Source organism: Paracoccus beibuensis (assembly GCF_026162625.1).
Classification (GTDB): Bacteria; Pseudomonadota; Alphaproteobacteria; order Rhodobacterales; family Rhodobacteraceae; genus Paracoccus; species Paracoccus beibuensis.
Genome location: NZ_JAOTBD010000001.1, coordinates 122,660 through 141,533 on the forward strand (window position 1 = coordinate 122,660; position 18,874 = coordinate 141,533).

Consider the following 18,874-nt stretch of genomic DNA (forward strand, 5'->3'; position numbering starts at 1 on the left):
TCTCGCCATTCCCTGCGGCAGAGGCTAGGGCTGCGGGATGAGCGATACCGATTTCGACATCTTCCTGGTCGCCACGCCGGGGCTTGAGGCGCCGCTGGCGGCCGAGGCCGCGGCCCTTGGCTGGCAGCCCGTTATCCAGCCCGGCGGCGTCACCATCCGCGGCACCTGGCGCGACGTCTGGCGCGCGAACCTGATGCTGCGCGGGGCGACGCGGGTGCTGGCGCGCATCGGCGGGTTCCGCGCAATGCACCTGGCGCAGCTGGACAAGCGCGCGCGCAAGTTCCCTTGGGCCGACCTCTTGCGCCCCGATGTGCCGGTCAAGGTCGAGACGGTCTGCCGAGCCTCGAAGATCTATCACGCCGGAGCGGCGACGCAGCGGATCGAGCGGGCGATCTCGGAGGAGCTTGGCGCGCCACTGGCCGCCGATGCGCCGATCACGATCAAGGTGCGGATCGAAGACGACCTCGTCACCTTCAGCATCGACACGACCGGAGAGTCGCTGCACAAGCGCGGCCACAAGGAGGCCGTCGCCAAGGCCCCCATGCGCGAAACGATGGCGGCCATGTTCCTGGCCGAGATGGGCTTCAACGGCAGCCAGCCGGTGCTGGACCCCATGTGCGGCTCGGGCACCTTCGTCATCGAGGCGGCCGAAATGGCGCTGGGGCTGATTGCGGGACGCAGCCGGGGCTTTGCCTTCCAGCATCTGGCGAACCATGACCTTGCCGCCATCGCGCGGCTCGCGACGGCGCCCCGCCGCGATGCCTCTGCCCGCTTCTTCGGCAGCGACCGCGACCCCGGCGCCATTCGGATGAGCCATGCCAATGCCGAACGGGCGGGGGTGGGCGGTGTCGTAAGTTTCGAAGCGTGCCAGATCGCCGACCGTCAGTGTCCCGATTGCAAGCCCGGCATCGTGATCGTGAACCCGCCCTATGGCGCGCGAATCGGCAACAAGGGTCCGCTGTTCGGCCTGCACGCGCAGATGGGAGAGGTGTTCCGCACCCGCTTCCAGGGCTGGCGCATCGGCATCGTCACCAGCGAGGCGGGGCTTGCGAAGGCGACGGGGCTGCCCTGGCAGGCGCCGGGGCCGATCGTGGCGCATGGCGGGCTGAAGGTCCGCCTGTGGCAGACCGGACCGCTCTAGCCGAACTGCTTGGCGAGCTTGAGGCCCTGGCCCTGGTAATTGGACTTGATCCCCTCGCCATAGAGGCGCTCGGGACGGGCCGCCATGCGTTCATAGACCAGCCGCCCGACGACCTGCCCATGCTCCAGCACGAAGGGCGCCTCGTGGCAGCGGACCTCCAGCACGCCGCGCGCGCCGGTGCCGGTCGCGCCGATGCCGAAGCCCGGGTCGAAGAAGCCCGCGTAATGGACGCGGAATTCGCCGACCATCGCCAGGTAGGGGGCCATCTCGGCCGCGTAATCCGCCGGGATCGCCACCGATTCGCGGCTGACGAGGATGTAGAACGCGCCCGGGTCCAGGATCAGGCGGCCGTCGGTCGTGTGCAGCTCGTCCCAGAAGTCGCGGGCGGAATAGGCGCCGATGCGGTCGAGGTCGATCACTCCGCTATGCGGCCGCGCCCGGTAGCCGACCAGGTCCCCCGCTGACGGCCGCAGATCCACCGAGAAGCCCAAGCCCTGGTCGATCAGCGCCGGGCCCTCGCCGACCAGCGGTTCTTGTGCATTCAACGCGATCAGCTCGGCGTCTGACAGCACCGCTTGTCCGCGCCGCAGCCGCAACTGGTTCAGCCGCATGCCGGGGCGCACGAGGACCGAGAAGCTGCGCGGGCAGATCTCGGCGTAAAGCGGGCCGTCATAGCCTTCGGGCAGGCGATCGAACTCGGTCCCGTCATCGGTCACCAGCCGCGTCAGCAGGTCCAGCCGGCCCGTGGATGATTTCGCATTGGCGACAGCCGTCAGCCCGGCGGGCAGGGCGATGCCTTCCTGCAGGGGCACTAGATAGACGCAGCCGCGTTCCAGAACCGCGCCCCCGGTCAGGTCCATCTGGTGCATCTGGAAATCTTCCAGCCGGTCGGCGATGCGGCGCCCGCGACCGGCAAGGAAGCTGGCGCGCAGGCGATAAGCCGCCGCACCGAGGCGCAGGTCCAGCGAAGCTGGCTGGATCTGTTCGGGCAGGATCGGCGCATCGTATCTGATCGCGCCGGACCCGATCAGCTTGCGGATCTCGCTGTCGGGCAAAACACCGTTCATCCTGGACACTCTCGGCTGCAGATAAGGGAAACGCCCATCCCCGGAAGGGGACGGGCGTTTTCGGAATGGTCGGGCCGGCGAGATTCGAACTCGCGGCCTTCCGCCCCCCAGACGGACGCGCTAACCAGGCTGCGCCACGGCCCGACGCGCATCGTATAGAGCGATCCGGCAGGCCAGCACAAGGGCAACATTGCGGAAATCTGCGCCGAATGTCGCGGAGTTGTCACGAAAGGCGAAGCATCGCCCGAGCGAGCCGCAACGCTACGGCGTGCGCGGCGTCGGTCTGCGGATCAAGGACCGGAACATGCTGCAGCAGACGCGCCAGACGTGTCAGGCGGCCCAGCCATTGCGGTGCGGCTTCAAGACAGTCTGGCAAGTGAATGGGATGCTCCGCCATCGATGGCGGGGCTGGCGCGGGAGGGGGCGCGTCAGGCATGGGCTCGTGTGGAGCCTGCAGGAGGGTGTCTGCGAGGGGTTGGACAGGTTCGCCGGCCTCCGCAGGGTCCGGCAGCGTCGTGTCACGAGAAGCCACGCGGGACGCGGGATCGTCGGGGACATGCGCCGCGCTTGAAATGTTGGTCCCCGCGCTCTCGTCTCCGGCAGCAGCTTCCGTCAGCGGCTGAAACCTCTGGTCCATCTGCGCGGGATCTTCAGACCGGTGGTGCGGCCGCTCGTCCAGGTCGGGGTCGAACATTGGATCGGGGTGAGCCGTCGTCTCTGCCTCGTCAGGCGTGTCGGGATCCGCCGCGCCAGCGACGTCGACGGCCACGCCGCCGGTTTCGCTGACCGACGACGCGTCGGTCCTGCCATCAACGGCAGCCTGAGGCCGCCCATCGGGCGGTTTGGTGAACGGCTCCTCCTCGTCCGGCGCCAGCCCGGACAGCCGCGCCAGCCCCCGGGCGCGGACTGTTTCTCCACGGTCGGGCGCAAGCGCCATGCGCGCGCCGCGGATGGTCAGACCCTTGTCGCGCAGCAGCTCCACGAGACCGGCGGCCAGCGCAACATCGGCAGGGCGGTAGTAGCGGCGCCCATCGGCACGCTTCATCGGCCGCAGCAACGGGAACTGTGTTTCCCAGTAACGCAGGACATGGGGCGCGACGCCGATCAGGTTGGCGACCTCACCGATCGACCGGAATGCCTCTGCGCCCTTTGCCATCCTGTGCGGGTGATCCTATCGCTTGTTGCCCGCGGCCACGCGGTCCTTCATCAGATGGGACGGCCGGAACGACAGGACCCGGCGCGGAGTGATCGGAACCTCTTCACCGGTTTTGGGATTGCGGCCGATCCGCTCGTTCTTGTCCCTGACCGAGAAGGTGCCGAAGGACGAGATCTTCACCTGCTCGCCCCGCACCAGCGCGTCCGAGATGTGTTCCAGAACGCTTTCGACCAGCTGCGCCGATTCGTGGCGTGACAGGCCGACGTCGCGGAACACCGCTTCGGCCAGGTCCATCCGGGTCAAGGTCTTGTCGCCCATGGTCGTCCTCTTGATTGGGGGAAGGATGGTTGTCTTTGCAGTCCCTGTCAACGAGGCGGGCGGGGAAATCGTTCCCCGCCCGTGACTTGTCCGTTCTGTCAGCCCATGTCAGTTCGCGCATTCCTGGATTGCGGCCAGGTCGGGACCGTTCGGCGTCCGGCCCAGGTTGAACGGCGCCGAGGCGTCACGCCAGGTCGCGTAGTCCTGCAGATAGCTGAGCTGGCTGGCATAGACCTTGGCCGACAGCGGGTTTTCGCAGGCGACTTCGGTGATGGTCTCGTTTGCCAGTTGCTGCACCTGCTCCAGTGCGGCGTCGTCCAGGCGGGTGATCTCGGTCCCGGCCTCCTGGAACTGGACATAAGCCTCGGTCGCGCGTTTTTCGGTGAAGGAAAGGCTCCACAGCATGGTGGCGTCGGCCGCGATCTGCAGACGCTCGCGGGTTTCATCGTCCAGCGCGTCCCAGGCCCCCTTGTTGATCATCACACCGAAGACCGAGGACGACTGGTGCCAGCCGGGCGTGGACCAGAAGTCCGTGACCTGCTGAAAGCCGCCCGAATAGTCCACGTTGGGGGTCGAGAATTCCGCCCCGTCGATCACGCCGCGCTCCAGCGACTGGTAGATCTCGCCACCGGCCATGCTGACCTGGTTGCCGCCCAGCTTCTCCAGCAGCTTGCCCTGCTCCAGCCCCGAAAGGCGCAGGCGCAGGCCCTGCAGGTCATCGAGCGTGCGGATCGGCTGGCTGACCGTGCGGAAGCCCGATTCGTTGTTGGTCACGCCATAGGGCAGATAGACCATGCCGAACTTGCCATAGACCTCGTTGTAGAGATCCTTGCCGCCCCATTCCTGGATCCAGTTCACGTAGTCGACGGCATTGAAGAGGCTCGCCGTGGTCGAAAGGGGCGAAAACGCGCTGTCGCGGCCCGCCCAGTATCCCGGCCAGTCGGCGCCGGCCTGGATGGTGCCCGATTCGACGGCACCGAAAACCTCGCCCGCGGGAACAAGGGCGCCGCCCTCGTAGAACTCGATCGTCAGCTTGTCGTCGTCGACCAGCTTATTGGCCAGGTCGACCCAGTGCTTGTCGATCTCGATCAGTTCAAGGCTGGAAGGCCAGGTCGAGGTCATCGTCCAGTTCTCGGACAGGGCAGGGGTGGCAGCGGCCATCGCAAGGGCGGCGGCGGTCATCAGATGTTTCATCAAGAACTCCTCCTCGGGTGAAAGCGGCGCGGGTCAGCCGTAGAGCGTGACGGGAAGCCAGGTGACCAGCGCGGGGAACAGAATCATCAGCAGGCACATCACCAGCACCAGCCCGATGAAGGGCAGCACGCCGATGATGATGTCGCTGGTGGTGACGTCGGGGGGCGCGATGGCCCGCATGTAGAAGAGCGCATATCCGAAGGGTGGTGACAGGAAGCTGGTCTGCAGCACCACCGCCATCAGCACGACGAACCACAATGGGTCGATCCCCATCTCTCCGACCAGGGGCAGGAAGATCGGGAAGGACAGAAGCACGATGCCGGTCCAGTCGAGGAACATGCCCAGAATGAACACGACCAGCAGCATGACGGCGATCAGCGTATAGGGATCGTCGGCCAGGCCCCGGATCAGGTCCTGACTGGCGCGGAGGCCCCCGGTGATGTTGAAGACGCCGGTGAAGGCGGTCGCGCCGACCACGATGAAGAGGATCATCGCGCTGGTGCGCCCGGTCTCCAGCAGCGCGGAATAGAACGTCGCCCACTGAAAGCGGCCGCGCGCGATCACGATCAGCAGGGCCAGGATTGCGCCAATGGCGCTGGCTTCGGTCGCGGTGGCGATGCCGGCCAGCAGCGTGCCGAGGATGCCCAGGATCAGGATCAGCGGGGGGACCGCCTCGACGATCAGCATCCGCCACAGGGCGCCACGGCTGATCTTTTCTTCCTCGGTGACCTTGGGGGCCCATTCGGGCTTCAGCCAGGCAATGACCACGACATAAAGTGCATACATGATGCCCAGCAGCAGGCCGGGGATCATCGCGCCTGCAAACAGCTGTCCGACCGACAGGCCCGGCGCATAGGACGCCATCAGGATCAGCATGATCGACGGTGGGATCAGAATGCCCAGGCAGCCCGACGCCCCGATGAGGCCGGTCGCCAGCCGCTTGTCATACCCGTATTGCAGCATCGGGCGCAGGGCCATCATGCCCATCACCGTGATCGACGCGCCGATGATCCCCGTCGTCGCCGCCAGCAGGATCGAGATGAAGACGACGGCCAGCCCCAGGCCACCGGTCACGCGCGCCATCAGGTGGCGCAGCGCCTCGAACATGCGGTCGGTGACGCCGCTGTCGGACAGAAACCGCGCCATCAGCACGAAGAGCGGAATGGCGATCAGGACATAGTTGTCCAGCACGTCGCCGAAGATGCGGTTGATGACGATGCCCAGCACCATCGGCTTGCCGGCGATGAAGGCGCCAAGGACCGCCGTCCCGCCCAGCACGAAAGCCAGCGGGTGCCCCATGAAGAGGCCCAGCACCAGGAGCCCCGACATGACAAGGGCGATCGTTTCACCCGACATCGCGCGGCTCCAGATGATCGGCCCGGTTCAGGACCAGTTTCAGCACCTCGCTGACCCCCTGGATCAGCAGCAGACAGGCGGCGGCGAACATGGACATCTTCAGCGGATAGACCGGCAGCTGGACCGCACCATAGGTCAGCTCTCCCTGGTTCCAGGACGTCAGGGCGAAATCCCAGCTGCGCCGCGCGAAGATCCAGGCGAATGGAAAAAAGAAGATCACGTAGCCCGCGATCTCGACCCAGCGGCGCAGGCCGATCCCCATGCGCGCGGTCAGCAGGTCGACGCGCACATGCGACTGGTGGCGCAGCGCATAGCCCCCGAGCATTACGAAATAAAAGCCGTACAGCTGCTTGGTGACGTCGAACGCCCACCGTGTTGGCTGGCCCAGCACATAGCGCATGAAGACGTCATAGATGATGATGGCGGCAAAGATGAGCGCGACGACGGACACAATGCGGCCGACGACCTCATTGATGCCGTCGATCAGACGGACGATCGGCAAGATTTCAGCCCTCCCCAAGGCGGCAGGTGGCTGTCGCTGCACCTGCATTGCGTGCAGTCTTTCCGCTGCCCGCCATCCTGTCAACAGTCGTTCAGGATTTGCATTTGTCGGCCCGCAGCCCCATCTTGTTCAGACATCTAGGAGAATGCGCATGGCCGGTGGGTGGGCCCGCGACGACGCGGTGAACGAGCAGATCGAGATCAGCACGGCAGAGGCCGTCGCGCGGGCGCGCGAGGCCGCGGCACGTCGCGCCGCGCAGGGCGACAGTGCGACCCATTGCGCCGAGTGCGCCGATCCGATCCCCGAGGCACGCCGCAAGGCGCAGCCGGGCGTCAAGTTGTGCGTGGACTGCCAGTCGGGGCACGATCACGCGCGCCGACCCACCGGCGGGATGAATCGCCGCGCCAGCAAGGATGCCTTGTTGAAATAGCGCCGCCTACCAGCGCAGGACGACAGAGCCCCAGCTGAGCCCGCCGCCGATCGCCTCTGTCACCAAAAGCTGGCCAGGTTGGAAGCGCCCCTGGCTGTCTGCGACCGACAGCGCCAGCGGGATGGAGGCCGCCGAGGTGTTGCCGTGGTCGGCCACCGTCAGCACGACCTTTTCCATCGGCAGGCCCATCTTGTGGGCGGTGGCGGTAATGATCCGCATGTTGGCTTGGTGGGGCACCAGCCAATCGACATCGGCGCCGGTCAGCCCCGCCTTGTCCAGCGCGGTATGCGCGGTCTTGGCCAGCTTTTCCACCGCGTGGCGGAAGACCAGGTTGCCCTGCATCCGCAGTTGACCCGTGGTCCCCGTGGCCGACACGCCGCCGTCGACGTAGAGCAGTTCGCGATAGGTGCCGTCGCTGTTCAGGTCGCTGGACAGGATGCCGCGGTCGTCACTGGTGCCGGCACCGTCCTGCGCCTCGACCACCACGGCGCCGGCGCCGTCGCCGAACAGCACGCAGGTGCCGCGGTCGGTCCAGTCCATGATGCGCGAGAACGTCTCGGCCCCGATGACCAGGACGCGGTCGGCCTGGCCGGACCGGATCATCCCGTCCGCATTGGCCAGCGCAAAGACGAAGCCCGCGCAGACGGCCTGCACATCAAAAGCAAAGCCGCGGCGCATTCCCAAGCCCGCCTGCACCATCGTCGCGACCGCTGGAAAGGTGAAGTCGGGGGTCGAGGTCGCCAGAACGATTCCGTCGATGTCGCCGGCAGTCATGCCTGCCCGGTCCAGCGCGACGCGGGCGGCGCGGATCGCCAGATCGCTTGTGGTCTGCCCCTCGGCCGCAAAATGGCGACGCTCGATCCCGGTGCGCGAGCGGATCCACTCGTCGGTCGTGTCCAGCCGACCCTCGAACCAGCTGTTCTCGATAACGTGTTCGGGCAGGTAGTGGCCGGTGCCGCGGATGACGGAACGGCGGGTCAAGACGATGCCTCGGTTCCTGTCGGGGTGGCCGCGCTTTGTGCCACGCGGGCGGCCAGGCGGTCCTGGAAGCCCGACTTGGCCAGCGTGAAGGCCAGCTTGATCGCCGCCGAAACCCCTGTCGCATCCGCCGAGCCGTGCGATTTGACCACGGTGCCGTTCAGGCCCAAGAAAATGCCGCCGTTGACCCGGCGGGGGTCGATGCGCTTTTGCAGGCGCTTCAGCGAGGTCATGGCCAGAACGGCCGCGAATTTCGACATGATGGAGTTCGAGAAGGCGTCCTTGAGGAAATCACCGACCAGCTTGGCAACGCCCTCGCCGGTCTTCAAGGCCACATTCCCGGTAAAGCCGTCGGTGACGATCACATCCACGCGCGATGACGGCAGATCGCCGCCCTCGACGAAGCCGACATAGGTGAAGTTGTCAGTCGCCGCAGCTTCGATCAGGTCGTTGGCCTGCTTCAGCTCGGCCCGGCCCTTGTGTTCCTCGGTCCCGACGTTCAGCAGGCCGACGCGAGGCATCTTCACGCCCAGGCCGTTGCGGGCATAGGACGCGCCCATCAGGGCGTATTGCAGCAGGTCATGCGCATCGGCCCGGATATCGGCGCCGACATCCAGCATGATGTTGAAGCCCTGCGGATTGCGCGACGGCCAGAGGCAGGCAATGGCGGGGCGGTTCACGCCCGGCAGCTTGCGCAGGCGCAGCATCGACAGGGCCATCAGCGCGCCCGTGTTGCCGCAGGACACGGCTACGGATGCCTCGCCCTGCTTGACCGATTCGATGGCCGACCACATCGAACTGCCTTCGCCCTTGCGGACGACCTGGCTGGGCTTGTCGTGCATTGTCACGACGCCGGCCGCGTGGCGGATGTCGCAGCGGCCTTGCAGCACCTTTCGGCGCGCGATCAGACCCGCAAGCTCGGCCTCGTCGCCATGGACGATGAAGCGAATCTCGGGGTTCTTCTCGGCACTTTCGGCCATGCCGGCGACAACGACCGCGGGTCCGCGATCACCGCCCATGGCGTCAACCGATATCACCACGCTGCCCCCAGTCCCGGGGGCGCGCGGTGCCGGCGTGGTCGCGGAATCAACGGTCATCAAGGGGCGCTGCGTTCCCGAATCAGGCCGCGTCGTCGTCCAGGTCGACCTCGTTCGCCTGCGCGATCACTTCGCGGTCCGCATAGTGGCCGCAGGACGGGCAGACGTGGTGCGGGCGCTTGAGCTCGCCGCAGTTCGAGCATTCGTTCGGGTTGCCGGCAACCAGCGAGTCATGCGCACGACGCATGTTGCGCTTGGAGCGGGTTACGCGATTCTGAGGGACAGCCATGTCACCACCTCGGTTGTCAGGGTGCTGCGCCTTGACGCGAGGGCACCGGAGATTTGAATTCGTAAATGAACCGCGCAGATACGCGATGAACGCCGCGCCCGCAAGCCCCGAAGGCCAGCGGTTGTCGGGAATTGCGCCACGTTCTGCCCCCTGTGGCGCGTTTTCCGTTCGATTTCGCCCCCTTCCGTGCAGGCGGCGCGTCTTTCGGCGCGGCCTGTTGCGGCCGCGCCACGGTCAGGATTCGCCGGACTTGCCCCCCAGCAACTTGTCGAGGCCCGCAAAGGGGCGGCGGGTATCGCCTGCCGGTTCGTCGGGCTGATCGGGGGCGGGAAGCTCGGCACCCTCGGCGCGTGGGTATTCCGGCAGCGCCAGGCTGAGGGCCTCGACCATGATCGCGCTCAGGTCGATGAAGGTGCCAAGCGGCTCCAGCGTCTCGTCCGGCATCTCGATCTCGTCGCCCTCGGGCGCGGCGACATGGGGGGAAAACTGGATGTGCACGTCGTCGCGGATGTCGCTGCGCACGGGCCTCAGCGTCACCACGCAGGGCTGCGTCACGCGGGCGGCAAGGTTGCCGGTCAGCAGCCAGCCGTCGCGGCCATGGGCGCGCAGCTCTCCGCGAAAATCCAGCCGCGACAGGACGTCCAGCCCCAGTTCTCCGGCCAGGGCAGCACGGGTTTCCGCGTCCGGCGCCAGGTGAAAGGGCGTGGGCGTGTTGGGGTTCAGATGCGCGACGCGCAGGCGCTGCGGGTGCGATTCGGGTGCAGTCATGGCGGCCTTCGCGATCTTGGGGGCGGGGCGCGGCCCGCAGATTGACATTCTTGAGCAGGGTGCCCGAGTTTGCTAGGCAGGGCGGGCCGCGTCAACCGCCCCAAGGAGATAACCCCACATGGCCGCGATCAGAAGCCTGATGACACTGGCGTTTCTGGCCATCCTCGGGCTTGCCGCCTGCGCGCCGATCTATCGCAACCACGGTTATGTGCCGCCGGACCTGGAACTGGCGCAGGTGGTGCCGGGCCAGACGACGCGCGACGACCTGCCGGCGCTGGTGGGACGGCCCTCGGCGCAAGGGCTGCTGACGGGGTCGGGGTGGTACTATGTCGGGTCGCGCTGGCGCCGGATCGGCCCCGCCGCCCCCGAGGAGATCAATCGCGAGGTCGTCGCCATTTCGTTCGCGCCGGACGGTGTCGTCAGCAACGTCGAGCGCTTCGGGCTGGAACAGGGCCGCGTCGTGACGCTGTCGCGCCGGGTGACCGAGGGCAGCGTGTCAGAAGTGTCGTTCATCGGCCAGCTTCTGGGCAACCTGGGCAACTTCCAAGCCGGCGACTTCATCGACTGACGATCAGGCGGCGCGCAGGATGTCCTGCGCCAGCCGGTGCAGCTTGTCGCGATATCCGGTCCGCGCCGACGGCTGGTCGGGATCCGAAGTGATGGCGATTGCCAGCGCCGGCTGGCCGCGCATTGCCGGGAAGACATAGATCATCTGCCCGCCATAGCCCCAGCCATAGCGGACGTCCCGCCCCTCCATCCGGCCCAGGAACCAGCCATAGCCGTATCCCTGCCCGCTGAAGATGCTGGAGGTCCGGCGCCGCCAACTGTCGGCAATCCAGTCCTGCGGCACCACTTGGACGCCTCCTGCTTCGCCGCCCCGTGCATAGGTCGCGCCGAAGGCCAGCAGCGACCGCGTGCTCATCGCCATCTGGTTGCCGCCCAGGTAGATGCCCTGCGGGTCCCGGTCCCATCCGGTGATGCGAAAGCCCGGGATCGGCCCTAGCCAGTCGCCGGCCACCTGCATCAGGGGCCGCCCGGTCACACCGGTCAGGATCGCCGCCACCAGGTGTGTCGAGGCGGCCGAGTACTGCATTCTTCCGCCTGGGTCCTGCGTGAAGGGCGCGGCCAGCGCCGCCCGGACCCAGTTCCGGCTGCTGACCCAGCGGCCATAGTTCGGGCCCGACTGACGCTCCAGCCCCGCCTGCATCGACAAGAGATTGCCAAGGGTCACCCGCGCCAGCCGGGGGTCCGGATTGTCGGGCAGGTCGTCCCGCAGCAGCGGGGCGATGGGCTGGTCCGGACCCTCCAGCAACCCGCGGTCGATGGCGATGCCCGCGAGGGCCGAGATGATCGACTTCGAGGCCGACTTGATGTTCGTCGGGCTGTCCGGCGTGAAGCCGTGGAAGCCCTCGGCGGCGATCTCCTCTCCGCCGCTGCCGTCGCCCCGCCAGACAGCGACGGCGCGCAGCGGCTGAAGCCCCGCGGCGGCGGACAGGACGGGCGACAGGGCGGCGCGGGCCAGGCTCGGGGCGGCCAGAAGCGGCGCGGCGGCGGTGGTCAGGATCAGGGTGCGGCGTTTCATGCCGTCGAATATGGGGGCTGGGGCGGCGTTGCGGCAATCACGCTTGCGTGCGGGCGGACGCGGGACTAGGGCAGGGGCGATCAAAGGAAAGGCCGTGCCCGTGACCGCGCTGGATGATCTTGCCACCGTTCCCTTTCATGACGCCGACGCCCCGCAGCGGGCCCGGATGCTGTCGCGGCTGGCTGACACCGAACTGGCCGTGGCGCTGGTGCAAGAGCCCCGTGGCGACCGGATCGAGCTGCGGATGTTCCCGCTGGAGGGGGCGCAGGTCGCGCTGGCCTGCGACGGAGAGGATCGGCTGGCAGGCTTCTTCGGCCAGCCGGTGGCCTATGCGGCAATGCCGGGGCGGGTCCTGGCGGGGCTGCTGCGCGCCGAGGGGGCGGGGCTGCTGGTCAATCCCGGCCAGCCGTCCGAGATGCTGCTGGACGCGGCGATGCTGAACTGGCTGACCGGCGCTCTGGCGGCCACCCCCGAGGAAGCCGAGGCCCGGTTGCGCCTGACTGCCCCCGCGCCCGACGTGGCCGAGGCGCTGGCCGCCCCACTGGGGCAGCGGCTGGCCGACATGCGCGGGCTGATCGCCGGGGCGGCGCTGGTCGGCGTTGCGGGCGGGCAGGGGCACCTGCTGCTGGTCGCCGGTGCGCCCGCCGATCGGCATGCCGCCGTCGCCAAGGCCCTGGCCGAGACGCTGGCCTTCCTGCCGCCGCAGCCCGGCGGCGTGGACATCAGCTTCTCGGAACCCTCGCCGCCGCCGGGCGCGTTGCTGTTCGACCTGACGCCGCCGCAGCCGGAACCCGAGGCCCCGAAAGTCCCGCGTCCGCCGATCCTGCGTTGAACTTCCTGCCCCGGCCCGGCCTTGCGCGGTTGCGGAGCGGCAGTCAACCTGCGACAAAACCGACATGCAGCTGAAATACAAAGCTCTTGCCGTTCACCTTCTGACCGCCACCGGGGCGGTCCTTTCGATGCTGGCCATGCTGGCCGCGACCGAGGAGGAATGGGCGCTGATGTTCCTGTGGCTCGTTGCAGCCTTCGCCGTGGACGGCATCGACGGTCCGCTGGCGCGCCGTTACGACGTCAAGACCAACTGGGCGTCCTATGACGGCGTCCTGATGGACCTGATCATCGACTATCTGACCTATGTCTTCATTCCGGCATTCGCGCTGTTCCAGTCGGGTCTGCTGTCGGGTTGGACGGGCTGGTTCGCGATCATCCTGATCGTCTTCGCCAGCGTCGTCTACTTCGCCGACACCCGCATGAAGACGCGCGACAATTCCTTTGCGGGCTTTCCCGGCTGCTGGAACATGGTGATCCTGGTGCTTTTCGCGGTCGAGCCACACTGGACGATCATCCTGGCGGTCGTCGTCCTTCTCAGCATCGCGATGTTCACCAACATCAAGTTCATCCATCCCGTCCGGACCGAGCGGTGGCGCATGGTGTCGCTGCCGATCGCGGTCCTGTGGGTGCTGTTCGCCTGCTGGGCGGCTGTCGTGGACTTTCACCCGGCCAGCTGGGCGAACTGGGGCTTGGTGCTGACCTCGATCTGGCTGCTGCTGGCGGGGGCCGCGCAGCAGCTGATCCCGGCGCGGGACTGACCCTCGGCGGCGGCGCCGCAGATTGAATGCGCCGAAGGCCGCGACAACCAGAAATCACAGGCCCGGCACGACAAAGGACAACTGCGTCCCGCGCGCGTCCAGGATCGTGCCCTGCACCATCGGCATCACCGCGCCGCCCAGGATTGCCATGACCGGGCCCGCCGCACCGAACTTGGTGTCCTCGGCCAGCCCCTCCGTGGCGATGCCGTAGATGATGGGGAACATCGGCGACAGGCAGGCCGACAGCGCGACCACGGCCCACAGCCCGGCCATGCCCGGTCCTCCGGCGGCGAAAAGGCACAGCACCGTCCCGACCAGCGCCATGCCCGCCAGCAGCAGGGCCGGGCGGATCACGCCCATCAGGCCGACCATTGCGAAACGAGAGATCAGGAACACGATCATGGTGGCCTGCAGGTACCACCCGGCCTCGGTTCCGCCAAGCGTCGCCATCGCGTACTGGATCGTGAAGGTCCAGATGCAGGTCTGCGCCGCGACGTTGAAGAAGCGCGCCAGGACCCCGAAGACATAGTGCGGATTGCGCGACAGGCGCCGCAGGGTCGCGCCGAGGCGGTCCGGTGCGGTCTCCTCTGCCGCCTCGCGGCGGGTCGGCATGCGGATCAGCGCGATGGCGGCCTAGATCGCCAGCAGCACGAACGGAAGGCCGACATATGGGGTCATGATGGCCTGCATCTCGGCCTCGCGGATGGCGCGCAGGGCTTCGGGCGCCATGGCGGCGCGGTCGGCGGCGTTGGCCAGGTTCAACCGGGGCAGGATCAGGGTGGTTGCCAGAAAGACGCCGATATTTATGCCGACCGGATGAAGGCCAGCGCCAGGTTCAGGGGCGGGTGGCGTTCGTCTCGGGTCCCATGGCCATGACGAAGGGATTGGCCGAGGTCTCGAGGATCGACAGACCGCCCGCCAGCAGGAGCAGCGCCGCCAGGAAGAAGGCGGAGGTCGTCGCCTGCGCCTCCGGATAGAAGAGGAACGCGCCCGGCACCGCGCAGCCGAGCCCGGTCAGGATGCCGGTCTTTAACGAGAAGCGGCGGTGTATGAAGGCCGCGGGCAGGGCCAGCAGGAAATTCGCGCCGTGATGGTCGAAGTGCACCAGCGACGCCTGCACCGTGGTCATCGAGAAGATGCGAGAGAAAACCTGCACCAGCGGGTCGGTCATGTTGGCCGCGATTCCCCAGGCCGCGAAGCAGGTCACAAGCAGCAGGAAGGGCAGGCGCATGCCGGGGTGGACGAAGGGCGGGGTCATCGTTCCTCTCGACGGCGGTCAGGGTGGCGCCGTCTGCCAGAGCCCGCCGCCGGTGACCATCGTCCCGCCGCCGCAAAGAAAGCACGGACGGGCGCCTGTCGCGCCCGCCTTTGGTTCAGGCGAACTTGCGGATGCGCCCCGTCTTCAGCCGGTCCAGATAGCTGCGCGTCTCGGCCTTGACGATCGGCATCAGCAGGTACAGCGCGATGATGTTCGGGATCGACATCGCGAAGATCGCCGCGTCCGAGAAGTCGATGATCGGGCCAAGGTTGGCGGCGGCTCCAATGACCACGAACAGGCAGAAGATGATCTTGAAGATCAGTTCTTTCGTGTGGCCCTCTCCGAAGAGGAAGGTCGATGCCTTGAGTCCATAATAGCTCCAAGAGATCATCGTCGAGAAGGCGAACAGCACGACCGCCAGGACAAGGATGTAGCGGAACCAGCCGAAGGCGCTGCTGAACGCATCCGATGTCAGCGCGACGCCGCTGTTGCCGGTGATCGTCTGGATCTGCGTGCCGGCCTCGTTCTGGACGAAGAGGCCGGTGGCCGGGTCGACGACCAGCTGGCCGGTGATGATGATCACCAGTGCCGTCATGGTGCAGATCACGACCGTGTCGATGAAGGGCTCGAGCAGCGACACGAAGCCCTCGGTCACGGGATCCTTGGTGCGCACGGCGCTGTGGGCGATGGCGGCAGAGCCCACGCCGGCCTCGTTGGAGAACGCGGCGCGGCGGAAGCCTTGGATCAGCGCGCCGATGGCCCCGCCGACAACGCCGTCATTGGTGAAGGCGCCCGCGAAGATCTGCCGGAAGGCCGTGCCGATCATGTCGGAGTTCATGCCGATGATGATCAGCGCCGTGATCACATAGAGCGCGGCCATGAACGGCACGACCTTTTCTGTCACGCTGGCGATGGACTTGAGGCCGCCGACGATGACCAGGAAGACGATGATCGCCATGATCAGGCCGGTGATCCAGCCGGGATAGTCGCCCATGACGTTGATGATCTGGGCATGCGCCTGGTTCGCCTGGAACATGTTCCCGCCGCCGAAGCTGCCCAGGATGCAGAAGATCGCGAAGATCACGGCCAAAATCTTGCCGCCCGGCAGACCGCGCGCCGCGAAGCCCTTGGTCATGTAGTACATCGGCCCGCCCGAGACCGTCCCGTCGGCGTATTCGTTGCGGTATTTGACGCCGAGCGTGCATTCGGTGAACTTCGTGGCCATGCCCAGAAGTCCCGCGAGGATCATCCAGAACGTCGCGCCCGGCCCGCCGATGCCGACGGCCACGGCGACGCCCGCGATGTTGCCAAGGCCCACGGTCCCCGACAACGCCGTCGTCAGCGCCTGGAAATGGCTGACCTCGCCCGCGTCGTCGGGATCCGAGTAGTCGCCGCGCACCAGCGCGATCGCGTGTCCAAAGGCCCGGAACTGGATGAAGGCGAAATAGATCGTGAAGATCGTTGCGGCGACGACCAGCCAGCCCACGATCCAGGGGAAGGTTGTCCCGGGGAAGTTCGAGAAGATCAGGCTGACGAACCAGCCGGTCGAGTTGGCGAAGACCTCGTTCACCGTCTCGTCGATGCCCTGGGCGGCGGCGGGTGCGGCGGCCAGCGCCATGGCGGCGGCGGGGATCAGCGGTCGTGGAAATGCGGTCATTGTGGTTGCCCCTCTTGTTCGCTGCGCCGGACGGGTCATGGCACGATCACCACGGGCACCGGCGCAACCTGCGCCAGCGTCGCCGCAACCGACCCGAAGATGCGCGAAGCGAAGCCCGAAGCGCCCATGCGGCCGATGAAGATCATCGCCGCCTGTTCGTCGCGCGCGATGCGGCACAGCGTTTCGGCGATGTGGCCATAGCGGATTGACGTGGCGACCGGGATGCCTGCATCCTCGACGCGCTTGACGACCGGGGTCAGGATGGCGCTTTCCGCGCGCTTCAACTCCTCATTGCGGCGGCGGTGGCGTTCCTCGACCTCGCTGGGGGTCAGGAAGCTGTAGGGCGACCATTCAAGCACGTGGGCGATCAGGAGGTTGTCGCCCTGGGCCTGGGCCCGCGTGATGGCGAAATCGAGCGCGCGCAGTGAGGCGTCGCTGCCGTCGAATCCGACGACGATCTTGCGTGACATCGTTCCCTCATCTGTTGATTGTCGTTCTTGTTTTGGTGCCGAAAGGATAGGCAGGCGAGGCCGATCCGGCCAGCGGAAATGTGTCGCTACAATGACGTCCGGCGGAATGGCGGGCGGTCTGCCCTGCGATCGGGCGCTGTGTGCCGCAGGTTTGGGGTTTTCAATCGCTGTGCAAGGCGGCATAGTCGCGCCATGACCCGGATGCGCCACATCGCCACCGCCCCGACCGCGCCTCAAGGCGCGCGACTGGCCGTGCAGCGTCGCGGTCTGCTGCTTCTTACGCTGCGCTGAGCGGGTCCCCGGGCCACCGCTCAGTCAGGTCGGCGCCCGGTTCCCACAGCCAGACATCCGTAAGAAGGACCGCATCAAATGACTGAACAGAACCGCGTCGTGATCTTCGACACCACGCTGCGCGACGGCGAACAATCGCCTGGGGCCACCATGTCCCATGCCGAGAAGCTGGAGATCGCCGGCATGCTGGACGAGATGGGCGTCGACATCATCGAGGCCGGCTTCCCCATCGCATCGGAAGGCGACTTCGCCGCCGTCAGCGAAATCGCCAAGATGGCGCAGACCAGCGTGATCTGCGGCCTGGCCCGCGCGCAGATCCCCGACATCGACCGCTGCTGGGAGGCCGTGCGCCACGCCCGCCGTCCGCGCATCCACACCTTCATCGGCACCTCGCCGCTGCACCGGGCGATCCCGAACCTGGACATGGACCAGATGGCCGAGCGGATCGAGCAGACCGTGACCCACGCCCGCAACCTGTGCGACAACGTGCAGTGGTCGCCGATGGATGCGACGCGGACCGAGCACGACTATCTGTGCCGGGTGGTGGAGATCGCCATCAAGGCCGGCGCCACCACGATCAACATCCCCGACACGGTCGGCTACACCGCGCCTCGCGAATCCGCCGACCTGATCCGCATGCTGCTGGAGCGTGTGCCGGGGTCGGAAAACATCGTCTTCGCGACGCATTGCCACAACGACCTGGGCATGGCGACCGCCAACGCCCTGGCCGCGGTCGAGGCAGGCGCCCGCCAGATCGAATGCACGATCAACGGGCTGGGCGAACGCGCGGGCAACACGGCGCTGGAAGAGGTCGTGATGGCGATGCGGGTCCGCAATGACATCATGCCCTACCAGACCGGGATCGACACCACGAAGATCATCGGCATCTCTCGCCGCGTGGCGGCGGTGTCGGGCTTTCCCGTGCAGTTCAACAAGGCGATCGTCGGCAAGAACGCCTTCCTGCACGAAAGCGGCATCCACCAGGACGGCGTGCTGAAGAACGTCGAGACCTTCGAGATCATGCGCCCCACCGACATCGGCCTGACCGAGAACAACATCGCGATGGGCAAGCATTCCGGCCGCGCGGCGCTCCGCGCCAAGCTGGCCGACCTGGGCTACGAGGTGGGCGACAACCAGTTGAAGGACATCTTCGTGCGCTTCAAGGCCCTGGCCGACCGCAAGAAAGAGGTCTACGACGAGGACATCGTGGCGCTGGTCCTGGACGCGGCCGCCAATACCGATGCCGACCACCTGCAGGTCAAGCACCTGCGCGTCGTCTGCGGCAGCGATGGCCAGTCGGCCGATCTGACGATGATCGTCGACGGAGAGGAGAAGCGCGCCGAGACCACCGGCGACGGTCCGGTCGACGCCTGCTTCAACGCCGTCCGCCGGATCTTCCCGCACGAGGCGCGGCTGCAGCTCTATCAGGTGCATGCGGTGACCGAGGGCACCGATGCCCAGGCCACCGTCAGCGTCCGGATGGAGGAGGAGGGCCGCATCGTCACCGGCCAGGCCGCCGACACGGACACCATCCTTGCGTCCGTCAAGGCCTATGTGGGCGCGCTGAACCGGCTGATCGTGCGCCGCTCGATGACCGCGAAGGGCAGCGACGCCAAGCAGATCAGCATGTATTCGCACTGATCGCGGCCGGAAGCCGCCTTTGCGCGGCTTCCTGTGCATCGGGGGCTTTTCCGGTCGGCTGCGTGGCTCTATACGGGGCCACGCCTGCACAGGCGATTCAGGGCGCGATGCCCTTGCGGGACCTCAGAACAAGGCAGGCCGGAGAAACCG

The 18,874-nt window shown here is 67.0% G+C and carries 22 protein-coding genes and 1 tRNA gene; 6 read left to right on the forward strand and 17 right to left on the reverse strand.

Annotated elements, in window-relative coordinates; genetic code table 11:
* Window positions 1–37: 37 nt before the first annotated feature.
* A complete protein-coding gene (locus OC159_RS00640; RefSeq protein WP_265499219.1) occupies window positions 38–1,141 on the forward strand; it encodes a THUMP domain-containing class I SAM-dependent RNA methyltransferase in 1,104 nt (367 codons plus the stop codon).
* Here the strand turns inward: OC159_RS00640 and OC159_RS00645 are convergent.
* From OC159_RS00645 to OC159_RS00675, 7 genes are all read right to left on the reverse strand, one after another.
* Window positions 1,138–2,208, reverse strand: a complete 1,071-nt coding sequence (locus OC159_RS00645; protein WP_265499220.1) for a 2'-deoxycytidine 5'-triphosphate deaminase — start codon at window positions 2,206–2,208, stop codon at window positions 1,138–1,140. The genes OC159_RS00640 and OC159_RS00645 overlap by 4 nt on opposite strands.
* A gap of 66 nt (window positions 2,209–2,274) precedes the next feature.
* Window positions 2,275–2,352, reverse strand: a tRNA-Pro gene (locus tag OC159_RS00650).
* Window positions 2,353–2,431: 79 nt separating this feature from the next.
* Complete coding sequence (locus OC159_RS00655) at window positions 2,432–3,364, reverse strand: MerR family transcriptional regulator (RefSeq protein ID WP_265499221.1); 933 nt, start codon at window positions 3,362–3,364, stop codon at window positions 2,432–2,434.
* 15 nt (window positions 3,365–3,379) lie between these two features.
* Window positions 3,380–3,682 carry an integration host factor subunit alpha gene (gene ihfA / locus OC159_RS00660; RefSeq protein ID WP_265499222.1) on the reverse strand — a complete coding sequence of 101 codons (303 nt, stop codon included), beginning with the start codon at window positions 3,680–3,682 and terminating at the stop codon, window positions 3,380–3,382.
* 108 nt (window positions 3,683–3,790) lie between these two features.
* Window positions 3,791–4,876, reverse strand: coding sequence for a TRAP transporter substrate-binding protein DctP (gene dctP / locus OC159_RS00665; protein WP_265499223.1), 1,086 nt, complete (start codon window positions 4,874–4,876; stop codon window positions 3,791–3,793).
* 33 nt (window positions 4,877–4,909) lie between these two features.
* On the reverse strand, window positions 4,910–6,232 hold the full coding sequence (locus tag OC159_RS00670; RefSeq protein WP_265499224.1) for a TRAP transporter large permease: 1,323 nt from the start codon (window positions 6,230–6,232) through the stop codon (window positions 4,910–4,912).
* Entirely contained in the window at window positions 6,222–6,782 is a 561-nt protein-coding gene (locus OC159_RS00675) for a TRAP transporter small permease subunit (RefSeq protein ID WP_407674033.1), read from the reverse strand. The genes OC159_RS00670 and OC159_RS00675 overlap by 11 nt, the downstream gene beginning before the upstream one ends.
* A 103-nt stretch (window positions 6,783–6,885) precedes the next feature.
* Between OC159_RS00675 and OC159_RS00680 the strand changes: the two genes are divergently transcribed.
* On the forward strand, window positions 6,886–7,164 hold the full coding sequence (locus OC159_RS00680; protein ID WP_265499226.1) for a DksA/TraR family C4-type zinc finger protein: 279 nt from the start codon (window positions 6,886–6,888) through the stop codon (window positions 7,162–7,164).
* Between the two features lie 6 nt (window positions 7,165–7,170).
* Here OC159_RS00680 and OC159_RS00685 read toward each other — a convergent pair whose 3' ends face one another.
* From OC159_RS00685 to OC159_RS00700, 4 genes are all read right to left on the reverse strand, one after another.
* Entirely contained in the window at window positions 7,171–8,145 is a 975-nt protein-coding gene (locus OC159_RS00685; protein ID WP_265499227.1) for a beta-ketoacyl-ACP synthase III, read from the reverse strand.
* A complete protein-coding gene (gene plsX / locus OC159_RS00690; RefSeq protein ID WP_265499228.1) occupies window positions 8,142–9,239 on the reverse strand; it encodes a phosphate acyltransferase PlsX in 1,098 nt (365 codons plus the stop codon). Before plsX ends, OC159_RS00685 begins: the two co-directional genes overlap by 4 nt.
* Before the next feature lie 22 nt (window positions 9,240–9,261).
* Complete coding sequence (gene rpmF, locus OC159_RS00695; RefSeq protein ID WP_265499229.1) at window positions 9,262–9,468, reverse strand: 50S ribosomal protein L32; 207 nt, start codon at window positions 9,466–9,468, stop codon at window positions 9,262–9,264.
* A 234-nt stretch (window positions 9,469–9,702) separates the two neighbouring features.
* The gene (locus OC159_RS00700) at window positions 9,703–10,236 is read right to left on the reverse strand and encodes a YceD family protein (protein WP_265499230.1); all 534 of its coding nucleotides are present in this window, start codon (window positions 10,234–10,236) and stop codon (window positions 9,703–9,705) included.
* A gap of 118 nt (window positions 10,237–10,354) precedes the next feature.
* On the opposite strand from OC159_RS00700, the gene OC159_RS00705 reads away from it, so the two are divergent.
* Window positions 10,355–10,804: an outer membrane protein assembly factor BamE gene (locus tag OC159_RS00705; protein WP_265499231.1), complete on the forward strand. Its 450-nt coding sequence runs from the start codon at window positions 10,355–10,357 to the stop codon at window positions 10,802–10,804.
* 3 nt (window positions 10,805–10,807) lie between these two features.
* On the opposite strand, the gene OC159_RS00710 is transcribed toward OC159_RS00705, so the two are convergent.
* Window positions 10,808–11,818, reverse strand: a complete 1,011-nt coding sequence (locus OC159_RS00710) for a serine hydrolase domain-containing protein (RefSeq protein WP_265499232.1) — start codon at window positions 11,816–11,818, stop codon at window positions 10,808–10,810.
* 100 nt (window positions 11,819–11,918) lie between these two features.
* On the opposite strand from OC159_RS00710, the gene OC159_RS00715 reads away from it, so the two are divergent.
* Together OC159_RS00715 and OC159_RS00720 are read left to right on the forward strand one after the other, a co-directional pair.
* Window positions 11,919–12,650, forward strand: coding sequence for an SseB family protein (locus OC159_RS00715; RefSeq protein ID WP_265499233.1), 732 nt, complete (start codon window positions 11,919–11,921; stop codon window positions 12,648–12,650).
* A gap of 64 nt (window positions 12,651–12,714) precedes the next feature.
* Window positions 12,715–13,407, forward strand: a complete 693-nt coding sequence (locus OC159_RS00720; RefSeq protein ID WP_265499234.1) for a CDP-alcohol phosphatidyltransferase family protein — start codon at window positions 12,715–12,717, stop codon at window positions 13,405–13,407.
* Between the two features lie 54 nt (window positions 13,408–13,461).
* Here OC159_RS00720 and OC159_RS00725 read toward each other — a convergent pair whose 3' ends face one another.
* The 5 genes from OC159_RS00725 to OC159_RS00745 all read right to left on the reverse strand — a co-directional run bounded on the left by OC159_RS00725 (window position 13,462) and on the right by OC159_RS00745 (window position 16,792).
* Window positions 13,462–14,019 carry an MFS transporter gene (locus tag OC159_RS00725; RefSeq protein ID WP_265499235.1) on the reverse strand — a complete coding sequence of 186 codons (558 nt, stop codon included), beginning with the start codon at window positions 14,017–14,019 and terminating at the stop codon, window positions 13,462–13,464.
* Between the two features lie 21 nt (window positions 14,020–14,040).
* Window positions 14,041–14,169, reverse strand: a complete 129-nt coding sequence (locus tag OC159_RS00730; protein WP_265499236.1) for a hypothetical protein — start codon at window positions 14,167–14,169, stop codon at window positions 14,041–14,043.
* Between the two features lie 73 nt (window positions 14,170–14,242).
* Window positions 14,243–14,665: an MFS transporter gene (locus OC159_RS00735; RefSeq protein WP_265499237.1), complete on the reverse strand. Its 423-nt coding sequence runs from the start codon at window positions 14,663–14,665 to the stop codon at window positions 14,243–14,245.
* Window positions 14,666–14,780: 115 nt separating this feature from the next.
* Entirely contained in the window at window positions 14,781–16,322 is a 1,542-nt protein-coding gene (locus OC159_RS00740; protein WP_265499238.1) for an alanine/glycine:cation symporter family protein, read from the reverse strand.
* Between the two features lie 35 nt (window positions 16,323–16,357).
* Window positions 16,358–16,792 (reverse strand): universal stress protein, encoded by a 435-nt coding sequence (locus OC159_RS00745; protein ID WP_265499239.1) that lies wholly within the window; start codon window positions 16,790–16,792, stop codon window positions 16,358–16,360.
* A 369-nt stretch (window positions 16,793–17,161) separates the two neighbouring features.
* Here OC159_RS00745 and OC159_RS00750 point away from each other — a divergent pair, with 369 nt between their 5' ends.
* The gene (locus OC159_RS00750) at window positions 17,162–18,724 is read left to right on the forward strand and encodes a 2-isopropylmalate synthase (RefSeq protein WP_265499240.1); all 1,563 of its coding nucleotides are present in this window, start codon (window positions 17,162–17,164) and stop codon (window positions 18,722–18,724) included.
* Window positions 18,725–18,874 lie beyond the last annotated feature (150 nt).